This is a genomic window from Photobacterium sp. SKA34 (genome assembly GCF_000153325.1).
In the GTDB taxonomy this organism is placed as follows: Bacteria; Pseudomonadota; Gammaproteobacteria; order Enterobacterales; family Vibrionaceae; genus Photobacterium.
The window spans coordinates 465,091-487,597 of sequence record NZ_CH724144.1 but is presented as its reverse complement, the minus strand read 5'-3'; the positions used below and the strand labels follow the sequence as shown (position 1 = coordinate 487,597).

The 22,507-nt window shown below is 38.6% G+C and carries 15 protein-coding genes; 6 read left to right on the top strand and 9 right to left on the bottom strand.

The genetic code is table 11. The features are described 5' to 3' along the window. Positions 1-87: 87 nt before the first annotated feature. A complete protein-coding gene (gene cmk / locus SKA34_RS18440; protein ID WP_005370865.1) occupies positions 88-765 on the bottom strand; it encodes a (d)CMP kinase in 678 nt (225 codons plus the stop codon). 216 nt (positions 766-981) lie between these two features. Next, on the bottom strand, positions 982-2,262 hold the full coding sequence (gene aroA / locus SKA34_RS18435; protein WP_006647036.1) for a 3-phosphoshikimate 1-carboxyvinyltransferase: 1,281 nt from the start codon (positions 2,260-2,262) through the stop codon (positions 982-984). A 162-nt stretch (positions 2,263-2,424) separates the two neighbouring features. Between aroA and SKA34_RS18430 the strand changes: the two genes are divergently transcribed. Together SKA34_RS18430 and SKA34_RS18425 are read left to right on the top strand one after the other, a co-directional pair. After that, on the top strand, positions 2,425-2,850 hold the full coding sequence (locus SKA34_RS18430; RefSeq protein ID WP_006647035.1) for an NUDIX hydrolase: 426 nt from the start codon (positions 2,425-2,427) through the stop codon (positions 2,848-2,850). A gap of 411 nt (positions 2,851-3,261) precedes the next feature. Further along, positions 3,262-3,786 carry a lipocalin family protein gene (locus tag SKA34_RS18425; protein ID WP_006647034.1) on the top strand — a complete coding sequence of 175 codons (525 nt, stop codon included), beginning with the start codon at positions 3,262-3,264 and terminating at the stop codon, positions 3,784-3,786. A 33-nt stretch (positions 3,787-3,819) separates the two neighbouring features. On the opposite strand, the gene SKA34_RS18420 is transcribed toward SKA34_RS18425, so the two are convergent. From SKA34_RS18420 to gyrA, 3 genes are all read right to left on the bottom strand, one after another. Beyond that, on the bottom strand, positions 3,820-5,835 hold the full coding sequence (locus SKA34_RS18420; RefSeq protein ID WP_006647033.1) for an EAL domain-containing protein: 2,016 nt from the start codon (positions 5,833-5,835) through the stop codon (positions 3,820-3,822). A 192-nt stretch (positions 5,836-6,027) separates the two neighbouring features. Then, positions 6,028-7,110 (bottom strand): 3-phosphoserine/phosphohydroxythreonine transaminase, encoded by a 1,083-nt coding sequence (gene serC / locus SKA34_RS18415; protein ID WP_006647032.1) that lies wholly within the window; start codon positions 7,108-7,110, stop codon positions 6,028-6,030. A gap of 438 nt (positions 7,111-7,548) precedes the next feature. Next, positions 7,549-10,212 (bottom strand): DNA topoisomerase (ATP-hydrolyzing) subunit A, encoded by a 2,664-nt coding sequence (gene gyrA / locus SKA34_RS18410; protein WP_006647031.1) that lies wholly within the window; start codon positions 10,210-10,212, stop codon positions 7,549-7,551. Between the two features lie 630 nt (positions 10,213-10,842). On the opposite strand from gyrA, the gene ubiG reads away from it, so the two are divergent. From ubiG to yfaE, 4 genes are all read left to right on the top strand, one after another. After that, complete coding sequence (gene ubiG, locus SKA34_RS18405) at positions 10,843-11,553, top strand: bifunctional 2-polyprenyl-6-hydroxyphenol methylase/3-demethylubiquinol 3-O-methyltransferase UbiG (protein ID WP_006647030.1); 711 nt, start codon at positions 10,843-10,845, stop codon at positions 11,551-11,553. Positions 11,554-12,101: 548 nt separating this feature from the next. Then, positions 12,102-14,369: a class 1a ribonucleoside-diphosphate reductase subunit alpha gene (gene nrdA, locus SKA34_RS18400; RefSeq protein WP_006647029.1), complete on the top strand. Its 2,268-nt coding sequence runs from the start codon at positions 12,102-12,104 to the stop codon at positions 14,367-14,369. A gap of 45 nt (positions 14,370-14,414) precedes the next feature. After that, positions 14,415-15,548, top strand: a complete 1,134-nt coding sequence (nrdB, locus tag SKA34_RS18395) for a class Ia ribonucleoside-diphosphate reductase subunit beta (RefSeq protein WP_006647028.1) — start codon at positions 14,415-14,417, stop codon at positions 15,546-15,548. Further along, the gene (gene yfaE / locus SKA34_RS18390; protein WP_006647027.1) at positions 15,545-15,841 is read left to right on the top strand and encodes a class I ribonucleotide reductase maintenance protein YfaE; all 297 of its coding nucleotides are present in this window, start codon (positions 15,545-15,547) and stop codon (positions 15,839-15,841) included. The genes nrdB and yfaE overlap by 4 nt, the downstream gene beginning before the upstream one ends. A gap of 34 nt (positions 15,842-15,875) precedes the next feature. On the opposite strand, the gene adiA is transcribed toward yfaE, so the two are convergent. From adiA to SKA34_RS18370, 4 genes are all read right to left on the bottom strand, one after another. Next, on the bottom strand, positions 15,876-18,170 hold the full coding sequence (adiA, locus tag SKA34_RS18385; RefSeq protein ID WP_006647026.1) for an arginine decarboxylase: 2,295 nt from the start codon (positions 18,168-18,170) through the stop codon (positions 15,876-15,878). Between the two features lie 66 nt (positions 18,171-18,236). Further along, a complete protein-coding gene (gene potE / locus SKA34_RS18380) occupies positions 18,237-19,553 on the bottom strand; it encodes a putrescine-ornithine antiporter (RefSeq protein ID WP_006647025.1) in 1,317 nt (438 codons plus the stop codon). Positions 19,554-19,845: 292 nt separating this feature from the next. Beyond that, positions 19,846-20,685, bottom strand: coding sequence for an META domain-containing protein (locus SKA34_RS18375; protein WP_006647024.1), 840 nt, complete (start codon positions 20,683-20,685; stop codon positions 19,846-19,848). A 226-nt stretch (positions 20,686-20,911) separates the two neighbouring features. Next, entirely contained in the window at positions 20,912-22,138 is a 1,227-nt protein-coding gene (locus SKA34_RS18370) for a CinA family nicotinamide mononucleotide deamidase-related protein (protein ID WP_006647023.1), read from the bottom strand. Between the last annotated feature and the right edge of the window lie 369 nt (positions 22,139-22,507).

Here is a 22,507-nt window from a genome sequence, read left to right as displayed (position 1 = left end):
TCCTACCGCATGGGGTTGATAATAAAGTCAGTTATCATCCATGACACTGACGTTATTTAGCTGTTTACACAACTAAATATGGATTCGTTATTTTAGCTTAGCATCAACATATGCTAAGACTTTCTCAAGTACCTGTTCAATCGATAATTCGGTTGAATCCAGTACTAATGCGTCATCAGCAGGACGTAAAGGTGCTACAGCACGATTGCGATCGCGGTAGTCTCGCTCCTGGATTTCGCTTAAAAGGCTGCCAAAGTTAACATCTAAGCCTTTTTTTTGCAACTGATTCATACGTCGAGTTGCGCGTTCTTCTGCACTTGCATCAAGGAAGATTTTTACTTCTGCGCCTTGAAAAACAACGGTTCCCATATCGCGACCATCTGCCACAAGACCGGGTTGCTCACTAAAGGCACGTTGACGACGTAGTAATGCTTCTCGAACGCGAGGTAAAGCAGCCACTTTTGATGCTGTATTACCAACCTCTTCAGTACGAAGGGTGCCAGAAACATCTTCACCTTCAAGAATAACCTTAACCAACTCACCTTCTGCAATAAACTGAACATCTAAGTGCGCTGCAAGAGGAACTAAAGCGTCTTCTGATTCGATATCAACACCATGATGAATAGCCGCTAGCGCTAAAACACGGTAAATTGCACCAGAATCTAATAAATTCCAGCCCAGCTTTTCTGCTAATAGCATACATAGCGTTCCCTTTCCGGCGCCGCTTGGACCATCAACAGTGATGACTGGAGCATGAGTAGACATAGGTTTTCTCCGATGTAGTTTCCGTAACAGATGAAAGACAGAACCAAAGGTTTCTCTGTGCCTTCAAACGGTGGCACATTATACGGAAAAAAAATCACAATTTATAGTGTAATGTCCTAACCTTATGTTCCTTTTTACGCCAATAAAAAAGCCTGATACAAGAAGATCAGGCTTTTAAAAATGTAATCTAAGTTATCAGACAAATTTAATGCAGTCTTAACAACTTAACCCCTTTAATTTATCAAAGTAGTCAGGGAATGTTTTTGAGGTACACTTTGGATCATTAATCGTCACTGGCGTATCGCTCAATGCCACCAGCGAGAAGCACATCGCCATTCGATGGTCATCGTAAGTATCAATCGCCGCATGCTGTAAGGTGGTTGGTGGCACGATAGTGATATAATCGTCACCCTCTTCGACTTCTGCGCCAACTTTACGAAGCTCTGTCGCCATTGCCGCTAAACGATCGGTTTCTTTTACACGCCAGTTATAAACATTACGAATCGATGTTGTTCCTTTGGCAAACAATGCGGTTGTTGCGATAGTCATTGCTGCATCAGGGATATGGTTAAAGTCCATATCTACTGCGCTGAGATCCCCACAACGAGCAATCACATAATCATCACCCCACTCGATATCCGCCCCCATCGCAGCAAGCGCATCAGCAAATTTAATATCACCCTGAATACTCTTTTTACCAATACCGGTGACTTTTACTTCACCGCCTTTAATCGCAGCAGCCGCTAAGAAATACGACGCTGAAGACGCATCGCCTTCAACAAGCAGCTCACCCGGTGAAACATAGATTTGTTTACCTCGAACAACGAACTCTTGATAATTACGGTTTTCAACTTCAACACCAAACTGCGCCATAATATGCAGCGTAATATCAATGTAAGGTTTTGATACCAAATCACCCTTAATGCGAATAACGGTGTCTGCTTGTGCTAAAGGTGCGGCCATTAAGAAGGCAGTTAAAAACTGGCTTGAAATAGAGCCATCAATTTCAACTTCACCACCTTTCAAACCAGTACCAATAATCTTTAGTGGTGGATAATTTTCATTTTCGAGATAAGTAATGTTCGCGCCAGCACCACGCAACGCGTCAACAAGGTGACCAATCGGGCGCTCTTTCATTCGCGGCTCACCCGTTAGAACAAATTCACCGCCGCCTAAACACAATGCAGCTGCAAGCGGACGCATCGCTGTACCCGCATTACCTAAATACAATTCAAGAGAATCATTAGGCGAAAATGCGCGGCCCAAGCCTTCAACCTCGCAAACTGTTTTATCTTCAGATAGTTTGTAATTTACACCTAACTGCTTTAATCCGTTAAGCATATGGCGAATATCATCACTATCTAATAAGTTAGCAAGGCGAGTAGTACCTGTTGCTAACGCTGCCAATAATAGGGCGCGATTCGAAACACTCTTTGAGCCCGGTAAATTTACTTCACCATTGATCTTAGCTATCGGCTGTAACGTTATACTTTCCATTTGATTATTCATCCAATCCTAATTCTTTAACCTTTAAGCAGATTAACGAATATTGCATCAGTTAGCTAGTACCCGTTCATTGCTAGCTATAACAATAACGATATTTGATTTATTATTTGGTTAAATCAATAGGATGCAACAGCGAATTAAAGGACAGCAGTAATGACGACAACTCCTATGGTCGGGATCGGTATTATCATTGTGAATAAGCAAAACCAGATTTTGATCGGAAAACGAAAAAACAGTCACGCTCCCTACTATTCCATTCCTGGCGGTCATATGGAGGTTGGCGAAACATTTCGTCAGTGCGCGATTCGTGAAGTTAAAGAAGAAACAAATTTAACTATTTATAATCCCGAGGTTATAGCTGTAACTAACAACTTAGAAACCTATGATGAATGTGGAAAGCATTATATTAGTGTTACTTTGTTAGCAACATCATTCACAGGTGACGTTCAACTAAAGGAGCCTGATAAATGTGAGCATTGGTTATGGGTCGATCCTCATCATGTTCCATCACCACAGTTTGATGCTAGCGAACAAGCTATTCGCTGCTATTTAGCAAATCGATTTTGTGTCAGTGAATAATATAATCATCTCTACAAAGGTAAAATAGCCTTCACCTGCAATTGATTAACCATTCACATCAAGGCTGTGAGGATATGATACCTTTATTTGCTGAACAGGATACCAGCTGACTCATTCACGTAATACTCCATTCAGTGTACCACTAAGCTTCATCACCATCATTATTAACAACCTAATAAAAAATGCATTTAGTTCTAGTGTTAGTGACATTATTATTAAGTTAAACAAATGCGCTAATGATTACTAACCGTCATGATGGCAATGAGCTTTATAACTAAAGCTATGGATCGGGTTTAGTTATTATTCAGCGGATCTATGAAAGGATGAATTGGCCTTTCCATATAATTAATGACAATATAAGCTTTACCGTTAGTGTCATATTTTTACCGCCAAAGAATTAAGGAACAATCAATGGTTAAATATCTCAAACCACTTAGCCTTATCGTGTTACTAGCAACTATGTTTGGATGCACAACAGGTAAACCCAACAATATTGAAGCGGTTACACCTTTTGTGCTCAATAAATACCTGGGGACTTGGCATGAAATAGCAAGATTGGATCATAGCTTTGAGCGTGATTTAGATTATGTCACTGCAACTTACAGTATGAATGAAGATGGCAGTGTAAAAGTCGTTAATCGTGGATTTAACACTCAGTCAAAAGAATGGAAAGAAGCCATAGGTAAAGCCAAATTTGTAGAAAATAATAATGTTGGTTACCTTAAAGTCTCATTCTTTGGCCCTTTTTATGGCAGCTATATTATTTTCTATTTAGAGCCAGACTATTCAACTGCGCTGATCAGCAGTTACAACCACGATTACTTCTGGTTATTATCTCGTCACAAGCAAATAAGTCCAAAGCAATTAGAACGTTATATCAACATTGCTAAAAAAGCAGGTTTCGATACAGATAAACTGATATATCCAAAACAATAAACAAAAAGCTACAGTTAAGCTGTGGCTTTTATGTTAAGTTCGGATCTTATTATTAGCCCAAACCTGTGCCTCGTCTAATGGCATAGGTTTAGCAAAATAATAGCCTTGGCAAATATCGATACCACACTGTTCAACAAACTGTTTTTCTTGTTCCGTCTCAATACCTTCTGCAACCAGAACACAGCCCGTTACTTCACTGATCTTAGCCAACAATTGGTAAAGGTTCTTTTCTCGCTCTTTTTGCGTATTCAACAATAACGATCTATCAAGTTTTACCTTATCGAAATTAAATTTAAGTAAATGCGGAAATGACGCATAACCAGAGCCAAAGTCATCGATAGCAACAGTGATCCCTAATGCTTGTAGTGCATCTATATTTTTAGAAATCTGCTTATCTTCAGTGATAATGGCTTCTTCTGTGATCTCAACTTCTAAATTTTCTGGGTCAATATTATAAAAGCGTAAGCGCTCAATGATCAGATGAATAATTGCAGGATCAGCAATACTCTCAGCTGAAATATTCACCGATACTTTACAACCATTAGCTAGAGGCATACTTTGCATATCATTTAAAACGAGATCGATAACCATTTGATCCAATTGTTTAATTGCACCAAGCTGATAAAAATCATTAATAAAAATTGGCGGATTTAGTTTACCCGTTTTATCTTTATAACGAACTAACGCCTCAAAAGATAATTTCGTCGAATTAGTTGCGTTTACTTGTGGCTGATAATGCATCAAAAACTCACCGTTATTAAGCATATGATTAACCCGACGGCTTATATCATGTTTACTCACGTAACTTCCCATCATTTGGTTTATATCACCTAAGAAGGTTTTCAGTGTTGAGCTTTCTAATTCTGATTTTCGACTCATCGTCATATTGTTTTGACGGCTTCGTCCAACATAATTCAAATAAAACGGACGATAAATCATCACACCAAGAGTTATCACCGCAAACTGTAGAACAGCCCCTCCAATGCTATTTTGGGTAGCAATATAACCACTTAATAATGGTGGTGTCATCCAATCAACAATCGTACCCACATGATTTACCAAGCCTAATGATATCGCGCTATAAACCACAACAAAGCTAACTAACGGTACACACACAAAAGGCACAATTAATATTGGATTAAAGATAATAGGCAAACCAAACAGTAATAGCTCATTAATATTAAAGATCACTAATGGTATCGCTGATATTGCTAACGTGATGTGACGACGATCTTTTGAAAACAATAAAATACAAAGCAAAAGGCTAATTGTGTTTCCAGATCCGCCCATTGATAAAAATGCATCATAAAAACCTTGCCCTAAGACATTTAACGGTGCGTCTCCAGCTTGCCATGCCGCAATGTTTAATTTTGTATTTTCAAATAGTTGCTGTTTCGCACGGAATAAAAAATTATGCCCATTAATACCTACAGCACCCAATAACCCCAAGATAAATTGGTATGCAAGACCACCTAAAAAAGTTAATGGGTTTAATGTTATGAATTTGCTCGCCCCTGTACTAAAAGCTAGGAAACTTTCCATTAACTTTGCGAGTGCGAGTGTCATCAATAGAAAAGCAAAAAAATTAACCACTTGTTTATAAAGCATTTTCACAAAATCTAAACGAGACGGATCAAGTGGAAATAAACGAAATGATACACAACACATTGCTGAAACAATTGCCGTCAGTAACGCAATAAGAGGATTATTAGGCAACCCTGTATTTGCCGCAACAAGATCATTAGGCACCGAAATCGCAATATACATAAGCAATGAATACGGCACAACAACCATGGCATTCACACCATGTTTCGTTGAAATATAATAGCTGGTGATAATACACAACGTAATAGGATAAATACCTATTAGTAAATCTGAGAAATAGAAAAACGTATTCGCCGCTTGTGTTAAGCCTGCGATATTTAAGGAGTGACCAACAAAAATGGTTATTGCGTTACAAATCGTTAATGGCAATAACAATAAGAAGACAATCGATATATCTTTAATATAGTTGTTGTAATATGACTTAATTGACGCCATTTTCCACATATAACGATAAAAGCCATGCTAGGGTATGAGCTCGCGATTATATATATGAAAAGCTTTTCATCAATAATAAAACTGTTAGCAGAAGTAACAGAATTAGCATCTCTGTTTATATCATTTCACTGTTATTTTTATAGTTTAAAAATTAAAGAAAGCCATAATATCCAATATTATGGCTTTAATTTTTATTCGATTTTACGCGTTTTCTTTTTCAAACTTAGCCATAAAATCAACTAATGTTTGAACACCTTCTAATGGCATCGCATTGTAGATTGACGCTCGCATACCCCCGACTGCACGATGTCCTTTCAATGCTTTTAAGCCAGCCAAATCTGCTTGCTCTAAAAACAAGTTATCCAACTCAGCATTTTTTAATTGAAACGGCACATTCATAATCGAGCGGTTATCATTGTGTACTTCATTTACATAAAAGTCAGAGTGATCAACAAAGTCATACAGTAATTTAGCTTTAGCGAGATTACGCTCTTCCATCGCTTCTATCCCACCGACTGCTTTTAGCCACTTAAAAACCTCAGCAGCTAAATACCATGCAAATGTTGGTGGTGTATTAAACATCGACTCTTTTTCTACCAAAACCGTGTAATTAAGAATACTTGGTAGAATAGATTTCGCTTTACCAAGCAAATCATCACGTACAATAACAATTGTTAAACCAGCGGGGCCAATGTTCTTTTGTGCACCGGCGTAAATCACACCATATTTTGATACATCAATCCTACGCGATAAAATTGTTGATGACATATCAGCCACAATTGGTTTATCCGTCTGAGGTAAATCACGGATTTCAATGCCATCAATCGTTTCATTTGGACAAAAATGCACAAATGCCGCATCGTCAGAAAGTGACCATTGTGAAGCTGGCAGTACAGCCTTTTTACCGTCTTTTTCACAAGTAATATCAATAGCGTTTGGTTGGCAATATTTCTTTGCTTCTTCAATCGCACTGTGTGCCCAGTAGCCACCATCCATATAATCAGCGGTTTCTGCATCACCCAGTAAATTTAACGGTACAGCGGCAAACTGGCCACGTGCACCACCATGACAAAACAGCACGTGGTAATTGGCAGGAATATTCAAAAGATCGCGTAAATCTTGTTCTGATTGTGCAGCAACAGCAAGAAACTCTTTACTACGGTGGCTTACTTCCATCACAGAAGTACCTAAGCCATTCCAGTTAATCAATTCTTGTTGAGCTTTGGCGAGAACATCTGCGGGGATCATTGCCGGTCCTGCGCAAAAGTTATAAACCTTATCCATAATTTTGACTTTGCTCCTGCTTGGGGAAATAAAAATAATACCTATTGCTTCATAAAGCTAATAACACCAAACACATAACGTTTTTAGCATTATAAAACAACATAAGAAAAAACAATGCCACTACAGCAAGTGTCAATGCTTTGTTTTTACACCTTTATTAAGCAACTTAAAAGTTTTTATTATAAATTGCTAGTTTGATGAATAAACAAAATACAAAAAGCCTATTCACAATAAATAGCGGGCAGAGGAATATTTGGAATTATTGAGTGATCCTGAAATATTTCAAACACGACAACGTAGATTTATTCAAAAACTCACGTATTGAGCGTTTTAATAACTAAATTGATGCATTTGAATAAAATCAAAATACAGAGATAAAAAAATGGCGACTACTCTAGAAGTAATCGCCATTTCATATCATCAACAAGTTAAGATAACTTATTCTTGTTCAGTTGAATCATCAGGGCTAGTATCAGCAGCTGGCTGCTCTGTATTTTCAACAGATTCACCTTCGACTAATTCCGCATCTTCAATTAATTCTTCGTCTGGTTCATCAATACGTTGAAGGCCAACAACTTTTTCGCCTTCAATTGTACGGATAAGCGTTACACCTTGGGTGTTACGGCCAACACGACTTACTTCAGAAACACGAGTACGAACAAGCGTACCAGCGTTAGTGATCATCATGAATTCATCGCCGTCTTCTGCTTGAATAGCACCAACAACGCTACCATTACGCTCAGAAACCTTAATCGATACAACACCTTGTGTTGCACGGCTCTTCGCTGGGTATTCAGCCAGTTCTGTACGCTTACCGTAACCGTTTTCAGTTACTGTTAGTACATCACCATCGTTATGAGGAACGATAAGTGAAATCACTTTATCGCCTTCAGCAAGCTTGATACCACGAACACCTGCCGCTGTACGGCCCATACCTCGAACACCGCCTTTTGCGTTGCCTTCAGCATCAATTACAGGGCTTTCGTAGAAACGAACAACTTTACCAAATGCAGAGAACAGCATGATGTCACAGTCACCGTCAGTAACATCAACACCGATCAATGAATCCCCTTCACGTAAATTCACGGCAATAATACCGGCACTACGAGGACGACTGAAATCGGTTAATGGTGTTTTCTTCACGGTACCGTCAGCGGTTGCCATGAAGACGAACTTGTCTTCTGTGTATTCACGTACCGGAAGAATCGCGGTAATACGCTCATTTTCTTCAAGTGGTAGAATGTTCACAATTGGCTTACCGCGAGCAGTACGGCTTGCTAATGGTAATTGATATACCTTCAGCCAGTACATACGACCACGACTAGAGAAACATAAAATCGTATCGTGGGTATTAGCAACTAACAGACGCTCAATGAAGTCTTCTTCCTTCATACGCGTTGCAGCTTTACCTTTACCACCACGACGCTGTGCTTCATAGTCGCTTAAAATTTGGTACTTAACGTAACCTTCATGAGATAGCGTTACAACAACATCTTCTTGAGTGATTAAATCTTCTAAGTCGATGTCGTGGCTAGCAGCAGTAATTTCAGTACGACGTTCATCGTTAAACTGCTCTTTAACTAACTCAAGCTCTTCACGGATCACTTCCATCAAGCGGTCAGAGCTTGACAGGATGTACATTAATTCCGCTATTTCATCAAGCAGCGCTTTGTACTCTTCTAAAATCTTCTCGTGCTCAAGCCCAGTTAGCTTGTGTAGACGAAGATCAAGAATCGCTTGTGCTTGCTGTTCAGTTAAGAAGTACTGATTATCACGAATACCGAATTGCTCTTCAAGCCACTCAGGACGTGCAGCATCTGTACCAGCACGCTCAAGCATTGCTGATACATTACCAAGATCCCAGCCACGTGCAATTAATCCAGCTTTCGCTTCTGCTGGTGTTGGTGCACGACGGATTAGCTCAATAATTTCATCAATGTTAGCCAATGCAAGAGCAAGACCTTCAAGGATGTGTGCACGATCACGCGCTTTACGCAATTCGTATATAGTACGACGTGTTACCACCTCACGGCGGTGATTCACGAAGCACTTCAGCATTTCTTTTAAGTTAAAGATTTTTGGCTGACCGTTATCCAGTGCAACCATGTTGATGCCGAATGTTGTTTGTAGCTGAGTTTGTGCATAAAGGTTGTTAAGTACAACTTCACCCACAGCATCACGCTTACATTCAATAACAATACGCATACCATCTTTATCAGATTCGTCACGTAGAGCACTAATGCCTTCAACTTTCTTGTCTTTAACAAGCTCTGCAATCTTTTCGATTAAGCGAGCTTTGTTAACTTGGTATGGGATTTCATGAACAATAATGGTTTCTTTACCATTCTTCTCCACTTCAATATCCGCTTTAGCACGCATGTAAACTTTACCGCGGCCAGTATGATAAGCGTCAATAATCCCTTTACGACCACTGATCATTGCAGCTGTCGGGAAATCTGGGCCTGGAATATATTCCATTAGCTGATCAATAGTGATGTCTTCATCATTGATATAAGCCAAACAGCCATTGATCACTTCACCTAGATTATGCGGCGGAATATTTGTTGCCATACCTACAGCGATACCAGAAGAACCATTCACCAATAGGTTAGGGATCTTTGTTGGTAATACTGCAGGGATCTGCTCTGTACCATCATAGTTAGGTACATAATCCACAGTTTCTTTATCTAGATCAGCAAGTAGCTCATGTGCGATTTTAGACATACGAACTTCGGTATAACGCATCGCAGCAGCTGAATCGCCGTCGATTGAACCAAAGTTACCCTGACCATCTACGAGCATGTAACGCAACGAGAATGGTTGAGCCATACGTACAATTGTATCGTACACAGCACTATCACCATGTGGGTGATATTTACCGATAACATCACCTACCACACGGGCAGATTTTTTATATGCTTTATTCCAGTCATTGCCTAGTACATTCATCGCGAATAAAACGCGGCGGTGTACTGGCTTAAGGCCATCACGCACATCAGGAAGAGCACGACCAACGATTACTGACATCGCATAGTCGAGGTAAGAGCTTTTCAGCTCATCTTCAATATTTATGGGCGTGATCTCTTTTGCAAGATCGCTCATGGAGCCAATATCCCTCAGGTAATTTCTGTCGTATTTTTATACGTGCAAGGCGTAACAATATAGCATATTACAGCCCTAATAGGCACACCTTTCACGACTTATGTTGTGAGTAATTTAGCGGAAATGAAATAAAACAGAAATAAACGATGTCACAATTGTGAATTGAATATATGTACCTGTTTATAAATTACACACTATTGGAAAAACAACTCAAATCATAATGTAACCATTCTAACTTACCGAATATGTAACGGTTTGTAAAAACTAGAGTGATAACTTAATTTTTAACTGTACGCGTTGCAATTAATTAATGAATCATGAAATTGAGAATTTTCGCAACTTTTACACACCCTATTCCCATAAAATTAACATGGTTATTAAATCAATAAACTAGATAAGTAGATTTTAGGTCAAAACCTTCCTATTACATCTACGTCATGGGTGCATTAGGATACGCTGATGGGTACAGCAATAAATATGATTGGACTATCAATACGTAATCAAATAGCCAAACACATCTAGTTTGGCTATTTCTTTTCTGAATCAATCTCCCTTTACTTTACCGCTTTGCAATCATTCAATTATTTCGCATAATGCTCAGTATCAATTAAGGAAAATGGCATCAATGTAATGAGCAAACCACTAAATGTTGATCCAGCAGAGATCAGTAAATTTGAAGATATGGCCTCTCGCTGGTGGGATCTGGAAGGTGAATTTAAACCTCTCCATCAAATTAATCCCCTTCGTCTAAATTACGTCATTGATCACGCCAATGGTCTATTTGGCAAAAAAGTACTCGATGTCGGTTGTGGCGGTGGTATTTTAGCAGAAAGCATGGCGATTGAAGGCGCTGAAGTAACAGGACTAGATATGGGCAAAGAACCATTAACTGTTGCTCGTTTACATGCTTTAGAAACAGGGACAAAGTTAGATTATATTCAATCAACCGCAGAAGAGCATGCTGATGAGCGTCATGGATATTATGATGTTATTACATGTATGGAAATGCTAGAGCATGTTCCTGATCCTGCATCAATTATTGCAGCCTGTGCCAAAATGGTTAAGCCTGGCGGTCATATTTTCTTTTCAACCTTAAACCGTAATCTCAAATCTTACCTTTTTGCTATTGTTGGTGCAGAGCACGTGATGCGCATCGTTCCCAAAGGGACACACGATCATAATAAGTTCATTCGCCCTTCTGAGTTAATAGCAATGGTAGATAAAACAGAATTAGAAGAGCGTCATATTACCGGTTTACATTATAATCCTCTAACAAATGCTTATAGTTTAGGCTCCAATGTTGATGTGAACTATATTGTTCACACCCAAAAACAAAGCTAACCTACATAAATGATGCTTTCGCTTCAACATTGCTTATTCAATGTTGAAGCTATACTTAATTATTCCACCTCTTGCATTTCATCCACCCTATCAATAAACATGCCAGTAACATTAGACCAATAAACTGTGTACATAGTCACTCAAGAATATCTTGTTATATCAAGGGGTACTTAGTATTTATTGATATCACTCACAACAATTTTTGAACCTCTAAAATCACGAAAATTCAATAAAAATATATTTTTTTTATCACCTAAATCTCATCCTAAAATATTGCATTTTGCTATCTAATTGATGGCATTAGCTAGTTAAGTAAGTAGGCACTGACTTTTTTAAAAAAATCCCCACCTTATCCACAGCTGCTTAAAAAATGTCATCTTGCAATAATTTGAAATCAACACTATCTTGTAATCACTTTGATAGAACACCCCAAGATGTAGTGTTTCTGTCTTACAAAATTTCAATCAAAGATCACATTCTTTGCTAAGATACTTATAAAAGTGACAAAAAAAGCTCCTAGGCAAGGAAAATTGGGAAACTAACGAAAAATGACTCAACAACTAACAGTTACCAAGCGCGACGGTCGTACTGAAAGTATCGATTTAGATAAAATCCACCGAGTTATTGAGTGGGCGGCAGAAGGTTTAGAAAATGTTTCCGTATCACAGGTTGAATTAAAGTCTCATATTCAATTTTACGATGGCATTCGTACTGATGATATTCATGAAACAATTATTAAAGCTGCAGCTGATTTAATCTCCGAAGACACACCAGATTACCAATATCTTGCTGCACGTTTGGCGATTTTCCACCTTCGTAAAAAAGCCTATGGTCAGTTTGAGCCGCCAAAACTATATGACCACGTCAAAAACCTTGTTGAAAAAGGTAAGTACGATAGTCACTTATTAGAAGATTACACAGAAGAAGAATTCGCAGTGATGGATAATTTTATCGATCACTGGCGCGATATGAACTTTTCATACGCCGCGGTTAAGCAACTTGAAGGTAAATACCTTGTTCAAAACCGTGTATCAGGTGAAATTTTTGAAAGTGCCCAATTTCTTTATATCCTGATTGCAGCAGCTTTATTTAATAAGTATCCAAAAGAAACACGTCTTGATTACATTAAGCGTTTCTACGATGCATCATCACTATTTAAAATTTCACTACCAACACCAATTATGTCTGGTGTTCGTACGCCAACACGTCAATTTAGCTCTTGTGTACTGATTGAATGTGATGACAGTCTTGATTCTATCAATGCTACGGCAAGTTCTATTGTTCGTTACGTATCACAACGTGCAGGTATTGGTATTAATGCCGGTCGTATTCGTGCATTAGGTTCAGAAATCCGTGATGGTGAAGCATTCCACACTGGCTGTATTCCATTTTACAAATACTTCCAAACAGCCGTTAAATGTTGTTCGCAAGGTGGTGTGCGCGGCGGTGCAGCAACTCTATTCTACCCTATTTGGCACCGTGAAGTTGAATCACTGTTAGTGCTTAAAAATAATCGTGGTGTTGAAGAAAACCGTGTTCGTCATATGGACTACGGCGTACAAATCAACAAACTGATGTATACCCGTTTGATTAAAGGCGAAAACATTTCTCTGTTCTCTCCTTCTGACGTACCAGGAATGTACGATGCATTCTTTGCTGATCAGGAAGAGTTCGAGCGTTTATACCTTAAGTATGAGCAAGATAGCAGCATCAAGCGTGAAACAATCAAAGCAATTGATCTGTTCTCACTACTAATGCAAGAGCGTGCGTCAACAGGTCGTATTTATATCCAAAACGTTGACCACTGTAATACACACAGCCCATTTGATCCGGCTGTTGCGCCAATTCGTCAATCTAATCTGTGTCTTGAAATCGCACTGCCGACTAAGCCATTGAACAACGTTGAAGATGAAAACGGTGAAATTGCACTATGTACGCTGTCTGCATTTAACTTAGGTGCTATTGAGAGCCTTGATGATTTAGAAGAGCTTGCAGAACTAACAGTTCGTGCGCTCGATGCACTATTAGATTACCAAGATTACCCACTACCTGCGGCACGTCGTTCAACTATGAACCGTCGTACACTAGGTGTTGGTGTAATTAACTTTGCTTACTACTTAGCAAAACACGGCGTTCGTTACTCTGATGGTAGCGCCAACAACCTAACACACGAAGCCTTTGAAGCGATTCAATATTACTTATTGAAAGCATCTGTAAATTTGGCTAAAGAGCAAGGTGCTTGTCCAGCCTTTAATGAGACAACGTATTCACAAGGTATTCTACCTATTGATACGTATAAAAAAGACATCAATAATATATGCTCTGCTGAATTACGCTACGATTGGGAAACATTGCGCGAAGAGATCAAAACACACGGTCTACGTAACTCTACCTTGTCAGCATTAATGCCATCAGAAACATCATCGCAAATTTCAAATGCGACAAATGGTATTGAGCCGCCACGTGGTTTCGTATCGGTAAAAGCATCAAAAGATGGTATCCTCAAGCAAGTTGTTCCTGAATACGCTAAGTATAAAGAGAACTACGAGCTACTATGGAATATCGGCAGTAACGACGGTTATCTACAACTTGTGGGTATCATGCAGAAATTTATCGACCAAGCGATCTCGGCTAACACCAATTATGATCCAAGTAAGCAAGCTGGCGGTAAAGTTCCAATGAAGTTGCTACTTAAAGATCTACTAAATGCTTACAAGCTCGGCGTGAAAACACTTTACTACCATAACACTCGTGATGGTGCCTCAGATAGTCAGGGTGATATGGCAGCAGACGATTGCACCAGTTGTAAAATTTAATTATTAAATGGGAGCCTCATGGCTCCCCTTTGATTTGAGGAAATCATGGCTTACAGTACTTTTTGTCAAACACGTAATGATCAATTAAAAGAGCCTATGTTCTTTGGTCAATCAGTGAATGTTGCTCGTTACGATCAACAAAAATTTGAGATTTTCGAAAAGCTTATCGAAAAACAACTATCATTTTTCTGGCGTCCAGAAGAAGTAGATGTTTCTGGCGATCGTATTAATTACAACAACTTGCCAGATCATGAAAAGCATATTTTCATTAGTAATCTAAAATACCAAACATTACTTGATTCGATTCAAGGTCGTAGTCCTAACGTGGCACTATTACCGATTGTTTCTCTTCCTGAGTTAGAAACATGGATTGAAACCTGGTCGTTCTCTGAAACAATCCACTCACGTTCTTATACGCATATTATCCGTAATATCGTTAACAACCCTTCTGTGGTTTTTGACGATATCGTCGAGAATGAGCATATTGTTAAACGTGCTGGTGATATTTCTAAATACTATGATGATCTAATTACTGTTACGAATGACTACAACCGCTTTGGTGAAGGTAATCATTCAGCTAACGGTATACCGTTCACAGTTAGCCTTCGTGAACTTAAGAAAAAACTATACCTATGTCTAATGTCTGTGAACGCACTAGAAGCAATTCGTTTCTACGTAAGTTTCGCATGTTCATTTGCTTTCGCTGAACGCGAGCTAATGGAAGGCAATGCAAAAATTATCAAGCTAATTGCTCGTGATGAGGCATTGCACCTAACCGGTACCCAGCATATTCTGAACTTACTGCGTAATGGTCATGACGACCCTGAAATGGTCGAAATTGCTACAGAGTGTGAGCAAGATTGCTTTGATCTTTTCAAAGCAGCAGCAGAACAAGAAAAGGAATGGGCGGACTATCTATTTAAAGATGGTTCAATGATTGGCTTAAATAAGCAAATCCTATGTCAATATGTAGAATATATTACTAATCTACGTATGGTTGCTGTGGGTTTACGTCCAGCCTATGAAGGTGCAACGCAAAACCCAATTCCATGGATTAACTCTTGGTTATCTTCTGACAACGTACAGGTTGCACCACAAGAAGCAGAAATTAGTTCATACCTTGTTGGTCAAATTGATAACGATGTAAGTGCTGATGATCTTGGTGACTTCGAACTATGAATCAATTAACCATTAAGGTTAATGGTGTGGAGGTTCATGGAAATAACCATGAGCCTTTGCTCAAGCAGCTAGAACAAGCAGGGGTTCAACCTGAATACCAATGTCGAAATGGTATGTGTGGTGCTTGTCGCTGTAAATTAAAGCAAGGTGCTGTCGATCAACATGACGCACTCGCTTTTATTGCATCAAATGAAATATTAACCTGTCGGTCAGTCCCTAAATCAGATATCGAAATAGAATTTGATTACCAAATTACGGCAAAGCAAGAGACAACAAAAAAGGTAGCTCAATAATGTAGAGCTACCTTTCTTTTAGTGCTAAATCACGTTATTTATTTTTCACACACATCACATGGTAAACACCGTCTTCAACTTCTGTCCCTTCTGTCTCATGCTCAAAGCCTGGGAATTCTTTATCCCATACTTCAAGACTATGAAGATAACCAATCTGTGGGCTACTATCATCACCAAAGTTCTCTCCTGACATCAACATTGGAATACCGGGTGGATATGGGATAACGGCATTTGCTGCAATACGACCTTGTAATTTATCAGAAGGTACCATCTCAACATTATCATCAACTATCGCTTCAAACGCAGCCCGTGGCGTAATATCTGCCTTAGGCAACGTTGAATAAGCATCATTAAGCATTTCCGATGGTGTATGTTGTTTCAAATACCCAAACATCTTATCACCAAGATCTTTTAAGCCTAAATGCCCATACACGTCAGGATAAGCAGCAGCGAGATCCGGTAAAGCGTTTTTTAGTGGCGTATTGTTATCGTAGTGTGTTTTAAAGCTCAATAAGGTATTAACAAGTGTTGCCCATTTACCTTTAGTGATCCCCATTGAGAACAAGAACATGACTTGGAAGTCTGTCGTTCGGGTTGGCACTATCCCAAATCGAGTAAGGTATTGTGTAACTAGTGCTGCAGGTACACCTGTATCCAATAACTTACCGTCATCTCCCATACCAGGTGCTAATATACTGACTTTAATTGGGTCAAGCATACACCAACCAGCAGGCATATCTTCAAAGCCATGCCATTTATCACCAGGCTTCATTACCCAGAAATCTTGATGAGTTGCTAAGAGCTCTGCAGGTGCATCTTCAAAATCGTAGACTTTACCCGTTTCAGGATCAGTGATCATTTCTGCATTCCAAGGTTTAAAGAACCACTCACCATCAGCAGCAAATTCTCGATGTAAACGTCCCATCGCCTGACGATAATCAATCGCTTCTTTAATCACTTCGTGGGTGAGAGACTGACCACGAGGACCATCCATTTGTGATACAGCAATATCGTTAGATGCACTAATTGCATACAAGGGTGATGTTGTCGCATGCATCATGTAGGACTGATTAAAACGCTCAAAATTAATATGATCTTTACCATAGCGCACATGGATCCATGATGCCTGTGACAATGCATTCAATAATTTATGCGTTGAGTGTGTCGCGAATACTGTTGGTGCTTCAGGATCTTCTATTGGCTCACCGCGCATCGCAAAGTGATCGGTATAAATAGGATTAAAACGCGCATAGCCATACCATGCTTCATCAAAATGAATACGATTACTGCTTTCTGCTAATATATCTTGCGCGCGCTTAGCGTTATAACACAAACCATCATAGGTACAGTTTGTCACCACTGCATAAGTTGCCTGTCCACCCGCTTTTGCTTTGGTTAACTCGCTACTTTCTGCTGATTTCTTTAAGCCTTCTGGCGACATTTGATCTGGATAAATAGGACCGATAATACCGTAACGATTTCGAGTTGGTACCATGTAAACCGGTAATGCACCAGTAAGCATTAACCCCTGCTCAATAGATTTGTGACAGTTTCGATCACAAATCGCGAGCGTATTTTCACGCATGCAAATTTGCATAATGGTACGGTTTGCACCTGATGTACCAGTGACTAAAGAATAAGATTTATCCGCACCAAAAACTTTTGCCGCATATTCTTCACTCTCACCAAACGCTCCAGTATGATCCAATAGTGAGCCCAGTGAGCCACGCTCGATCCCCATATCAGAGCGGAATAGACCTTCACCATAATAGTTATAGAATCGTTGACCTGCCGGTGTTTTACGGAAACCGACACCACCTTGGTGTCCAGGCGCAGCCCATGAATACTCATGAATATCATCATATTTCATCATCGCTGATGCGAGTGGTGGCAACAATTGCTCTCGATAACGCTCCATCGCCGCCATGGCACGACCAGCAATAAAGTCTGCCGTATCTTCTAATATCCACACAAACTCATCAACCTGAGACATTAACTCACGGTTAATCGTCAAGGTTACTTTTTTTCTTTCTGCTAATAAAAAGACGGGAACCCCATCTTGGCGTTGATTTAATTTTTCAATCAACGAAAAGAACATATCGTTTTCTTCTTGTTGCTGCCCTGTCATGCTCGAGGTCAACATTAAGCAATCAATCGCTAAATTAACATTTAGAATAGAATAACAATCATCATAAGAAGAGGCGCTAAGAACGGTAATTGACTCATTTTTAAATTGTTCGATTAAACGATCAATTGCATTTGCAATAACCCCAGTTTTTTGCGAGTTATCAAAAATTAACACTCTCTTATGTTTTCCGTAATTAAGCATATTCTGGTCCTGTTATAATCAAATTCATTTCGATAAATCATTTATTTTTAAATTAAATGCCAACCTTTATGTTTTATTAGGAGCAGCATCTCGGCTCGCAATGAACCCGTAGAAGAAATAACCAAACAATGTAATGACGGTGCCATAGAATACGGCTTCCTCACCTGTAGAATACGAGCCATAAATACTGTAAATAACAGCAAATGAACCGATTAAAATACCAGTATTATATTCTTTTTGATTAACCTGACTCTGTCTCATAATAATGCCAAGAGCCGTGAGCGCGAGAATATATGGCACCATATTAATAAATACAGCTAGGTTCACTAATACATTAAATTGTTTAAGTAATGTTGGAGATATCGTCATTAATGCCAGGACTAATTCCAATGCTAACATTATCATCATGCCTTTAAAGGGCGCATCATGCTTATTTACATCAGAGAAAACCTTTGGAAATAATCGCATATCAGCAGCAACTTTAGACACTTGGGCATTAGTAAATTGCCATCCTAATAATGATCCCAAACATGCCATAATTGCCATTGCGGTAATAATTTCCCCAACGAATGGACTAAACATCTGAGCAAAAACGAGACCAAAAGGAGAGTCAGATTTAGCCAATATATCGTTAGGAATAATACCTTGAATAACAGTTGTTGACGCAATATAGGTTGCTGCAGAAAAGACGGTGGCGAGCATACAAGCAAGAGGGACATTACGTTTGGGGTTTTCAACAGTACCTGAGTTAGCTCCTGCTGATTCTATACCTAAGAAAGCCCACAACGTTAGTGCCATACCAGCATAAATCGCACTTCCAACCGAGATGTTGTTTGGGTTCCAAGCTTCTGCAAAAATTTTAGTATCAAACCAAAACCAACCAATAATGGATAAACCAAGCACAGGAATAATTATCCCCCATACGGTTATAGTGGATATTTTTCCTGTTATTTTTGCACCTCTAAAATTAGCAAACATAGTAATAATTAAAATAACTACTACACCAATAAATGTTTGGAATGGCGTTTCTTTTAACCATGGAATAAAGTATTCCAAATAACCAACGCACGAAACAGCAATAGCAACTGCACTAATAACTAGACACACATAGTAAGTATAAGAGGCAATAAAAAAACTGGATTTACCATGTGCTTTTTCAGCATATGCGGACATCCCACCATCATCCGTACAATACATTCCACACTTTGCAAAAGCATAAGCAATTGCAAGTGCACCTAATGCTGTAACAACCCATGCCAATAGGGCTATCCCTCCTGTTGCAGCAAGACTTGATGGTAATAATATAATCCCAGATCCCATCATATTAACGGTGACAATGGTTGTTAACCCCATTAACCCCATTTTATTACTGGTAGAACTCATAAAATTATCAGCCTTCTAAGTTATTAATTACATTATAATTTAATGTTTCATTATTTATATAACCTTTTAATAAGTAATAATTTAAATTTAAGATCGTACAAACAAATATAATAATAGAATAGATGTATATTTTTATAACACCTAAAAATTATATTAAGTTTTAACCACAGTCTTATTTGGGATATTTAGTGGGCACTTTAATTTAATTAAAAAAACGCATAAACTGTAATTAAAAATTACAACTTACACGCTTTATCAAACTATTAGCTATTAATATTTACTATATTAAATCTTACTTACCATTCTTAAAGGTAGCAATCTGTTTTCCTTGGTTATCTTTCACTGTCAGTACATTATCAACAATCACATAACTGGCAAAATTAGGCATAGTTTCTAAAAATGACTTTTCTAGCTCCATACCATCCATACACATTTTACGTGTTGCAGCTGCTGGCCCCATCGTTAATGTGCCATTAGATGTTTCAAATGCACCTTGGAAATTATTACAGCCAGAAAAACCATGGGCCGATTTTTTATCCATATCAAATTGGATAAATGCTACATTGCCACCAGCACCAGGTTTTACAGTTTCACCTTCAAGCGTCACTAAATTCCATTGTTGACCAACTAGCGCAGTATTCTCTGTTACTTCATTTTTATGATGAGCAACACGGTCTAATTTAATTTCAATAGGTTCTTTTACGTCTGCTGCAAATGGATCAATGTTAGTTGTTGAAGTCATTACTAGCTTATCACCAACCTTAATAGTTGCACGTAAGCTATAGCGATGATTATCTTGAATTTTCACAGCATCATATTGAAGTGTTACAGGGTATGGTGGCGCACCAGCAACATCCATTGATTCACTTGTAATTGTCGTTGATGGCGCATCAGCAAGAGACACATCTTCTAATGCAACATTTAAGACTGCACCAGGTGGTAGCATACGGCGATCAAGGTAAATAACATTAACATCTAATGATTTCATCTCAGCTTTCTCTGCTTTAGCCGTTGATTCTGTTTGCTGCTGGTTGTGATTTGCCGCAGTATCAGCATCATTACAAGCTTGTAGCATGAATGCAGAAAGTACAACTGAAGTGGCTAACGCTAGCTTTTTTAATTTAAAAGTCATTTATTTTCTATCCTTTGCGATTTTAAAATCATAACCATAGCAACGAAATATGTTACTCAGTTAACTTTGCCATCAAAAAGATAGCATACTGATTTGCAATTATTTTTTTAATCTCATTTAATAATACATCATTCAAAATGAGGCGCAATCTTTATAACCCGTGCCAATATTATGCTTTCGTTTTACTTATCAATACTATGATTCATAAACTGTAATATAGGTCAGCCTAACCGTTGTAGACTATGTTTTTCCATATTCTATTTAACGATTCATAGTGACCAAAAACGTTAACACCTTCCAGTTGGCGTCGAAGCATATCAAGAAGTACTGTGGCAATAATCGAACGTTGATCGTTATATGTATATTCACGCTTAAACTGTAATTGTTGGATCCACCGACCTTCCATTGTGATTATACCTACAGTAAAGCAATCTCCTTCTATAACGCCAGAATATAAGCCAATATCGACCTTTGAGTGGCTATAAATGAGAGATAGTTGCTTATCTATTTCACTCACTAACGTTTCTGAACTGATCTTTTCTTTCACATCGTTATGATTCACAGTGCCTGATACAATATATTTGCTCAACTTACATTTTTGGTTAAGCCAATTAACAACAAAACCGCCCGTTGAACACTCCAAAATCCCTATATTTTTTTGTTTTTTTTCAATGAGATATTCAATGTTATCAAGTAAGCTTAAATTTTTTCCTACAATGTTATCGCCTAACAATTGTTCCATTTCATTTAATAGTTCTAATGCATAGCGATCATTAGATGGTGCGAATAATTTCACCTCAATAAAGGGTAATGAAGAACGATACCCCAATTCATAACCCTGCGGTAAAACGATATGCTTCAAGCTGTCACTTATTCCGGACTCTGACAAGCCATAAGTAAATAATCGATGACAGTACAACGATTGGCTCTGAGGATAGTGTAATTGTAAATATGGCAGTATTTTCTCTTTAACCATAAACTTAAATTCACTGGGAACACCCGGAGTAAAACATATCCATGCACGATTCAATTTAATCGAAAAACCACAAGCGGTGCCAACAGGGTTATCGATCAATTCAGCTCCTTCAGGTAGCATTGCTTGCTTCAAATTAGCCGCTGGCATTTCTCGTTTTAGCTTTTTATATTTTGCTTTCATCTCCGAAACCCAATGTTCAGATTGCTCCAAACCAACATCAGCAGCCATTGCCGCCGCAGCAGCACTTAAATCATCACTTGTTGGCCCAAGTCCACCATTAACAATAACGATATCGCTATTAAAACTGCATGACTCAATTTCTTTTGCTAATCGTTCACAATGATCGCCAACGGTTATTCGACGTGTCATTGGAAAACCATGTTGAAAAAAAAGACGAGATAACCACGTTGCATTAGTATCTGTTATATCACCCAGTAAAACCTCTTCACCGGTACTTATCATTGTAATTTCAAACATCCTATCCCTCTGAATCATTCACTAACATTGACTCTTATTAGTCTATGCTTAACATCATTTGTTATACAGCCTTCCTTTCATCAATCATGCTATTAATGCCCACACCAATAATCGTAAAGATAAATTTACACTTATTAAACTAATGTTGACAGAAGAGATATCTATCGTTAATGTGGCCTCGTAGTGAAATACGCTATTAAAAGCAAGACATCTACTAGTAAAAAACAAATAGAGCAAATTTAATGAAGCATACCTCGACAGCACATACCTATCGATAGCCACAGTGGCTATTATCAAGATGTAATAAAAAATTTACACTCATCTCGATACGCCTCTGTGGCCTCTATTTTCATAGGGAGCAACGATAGG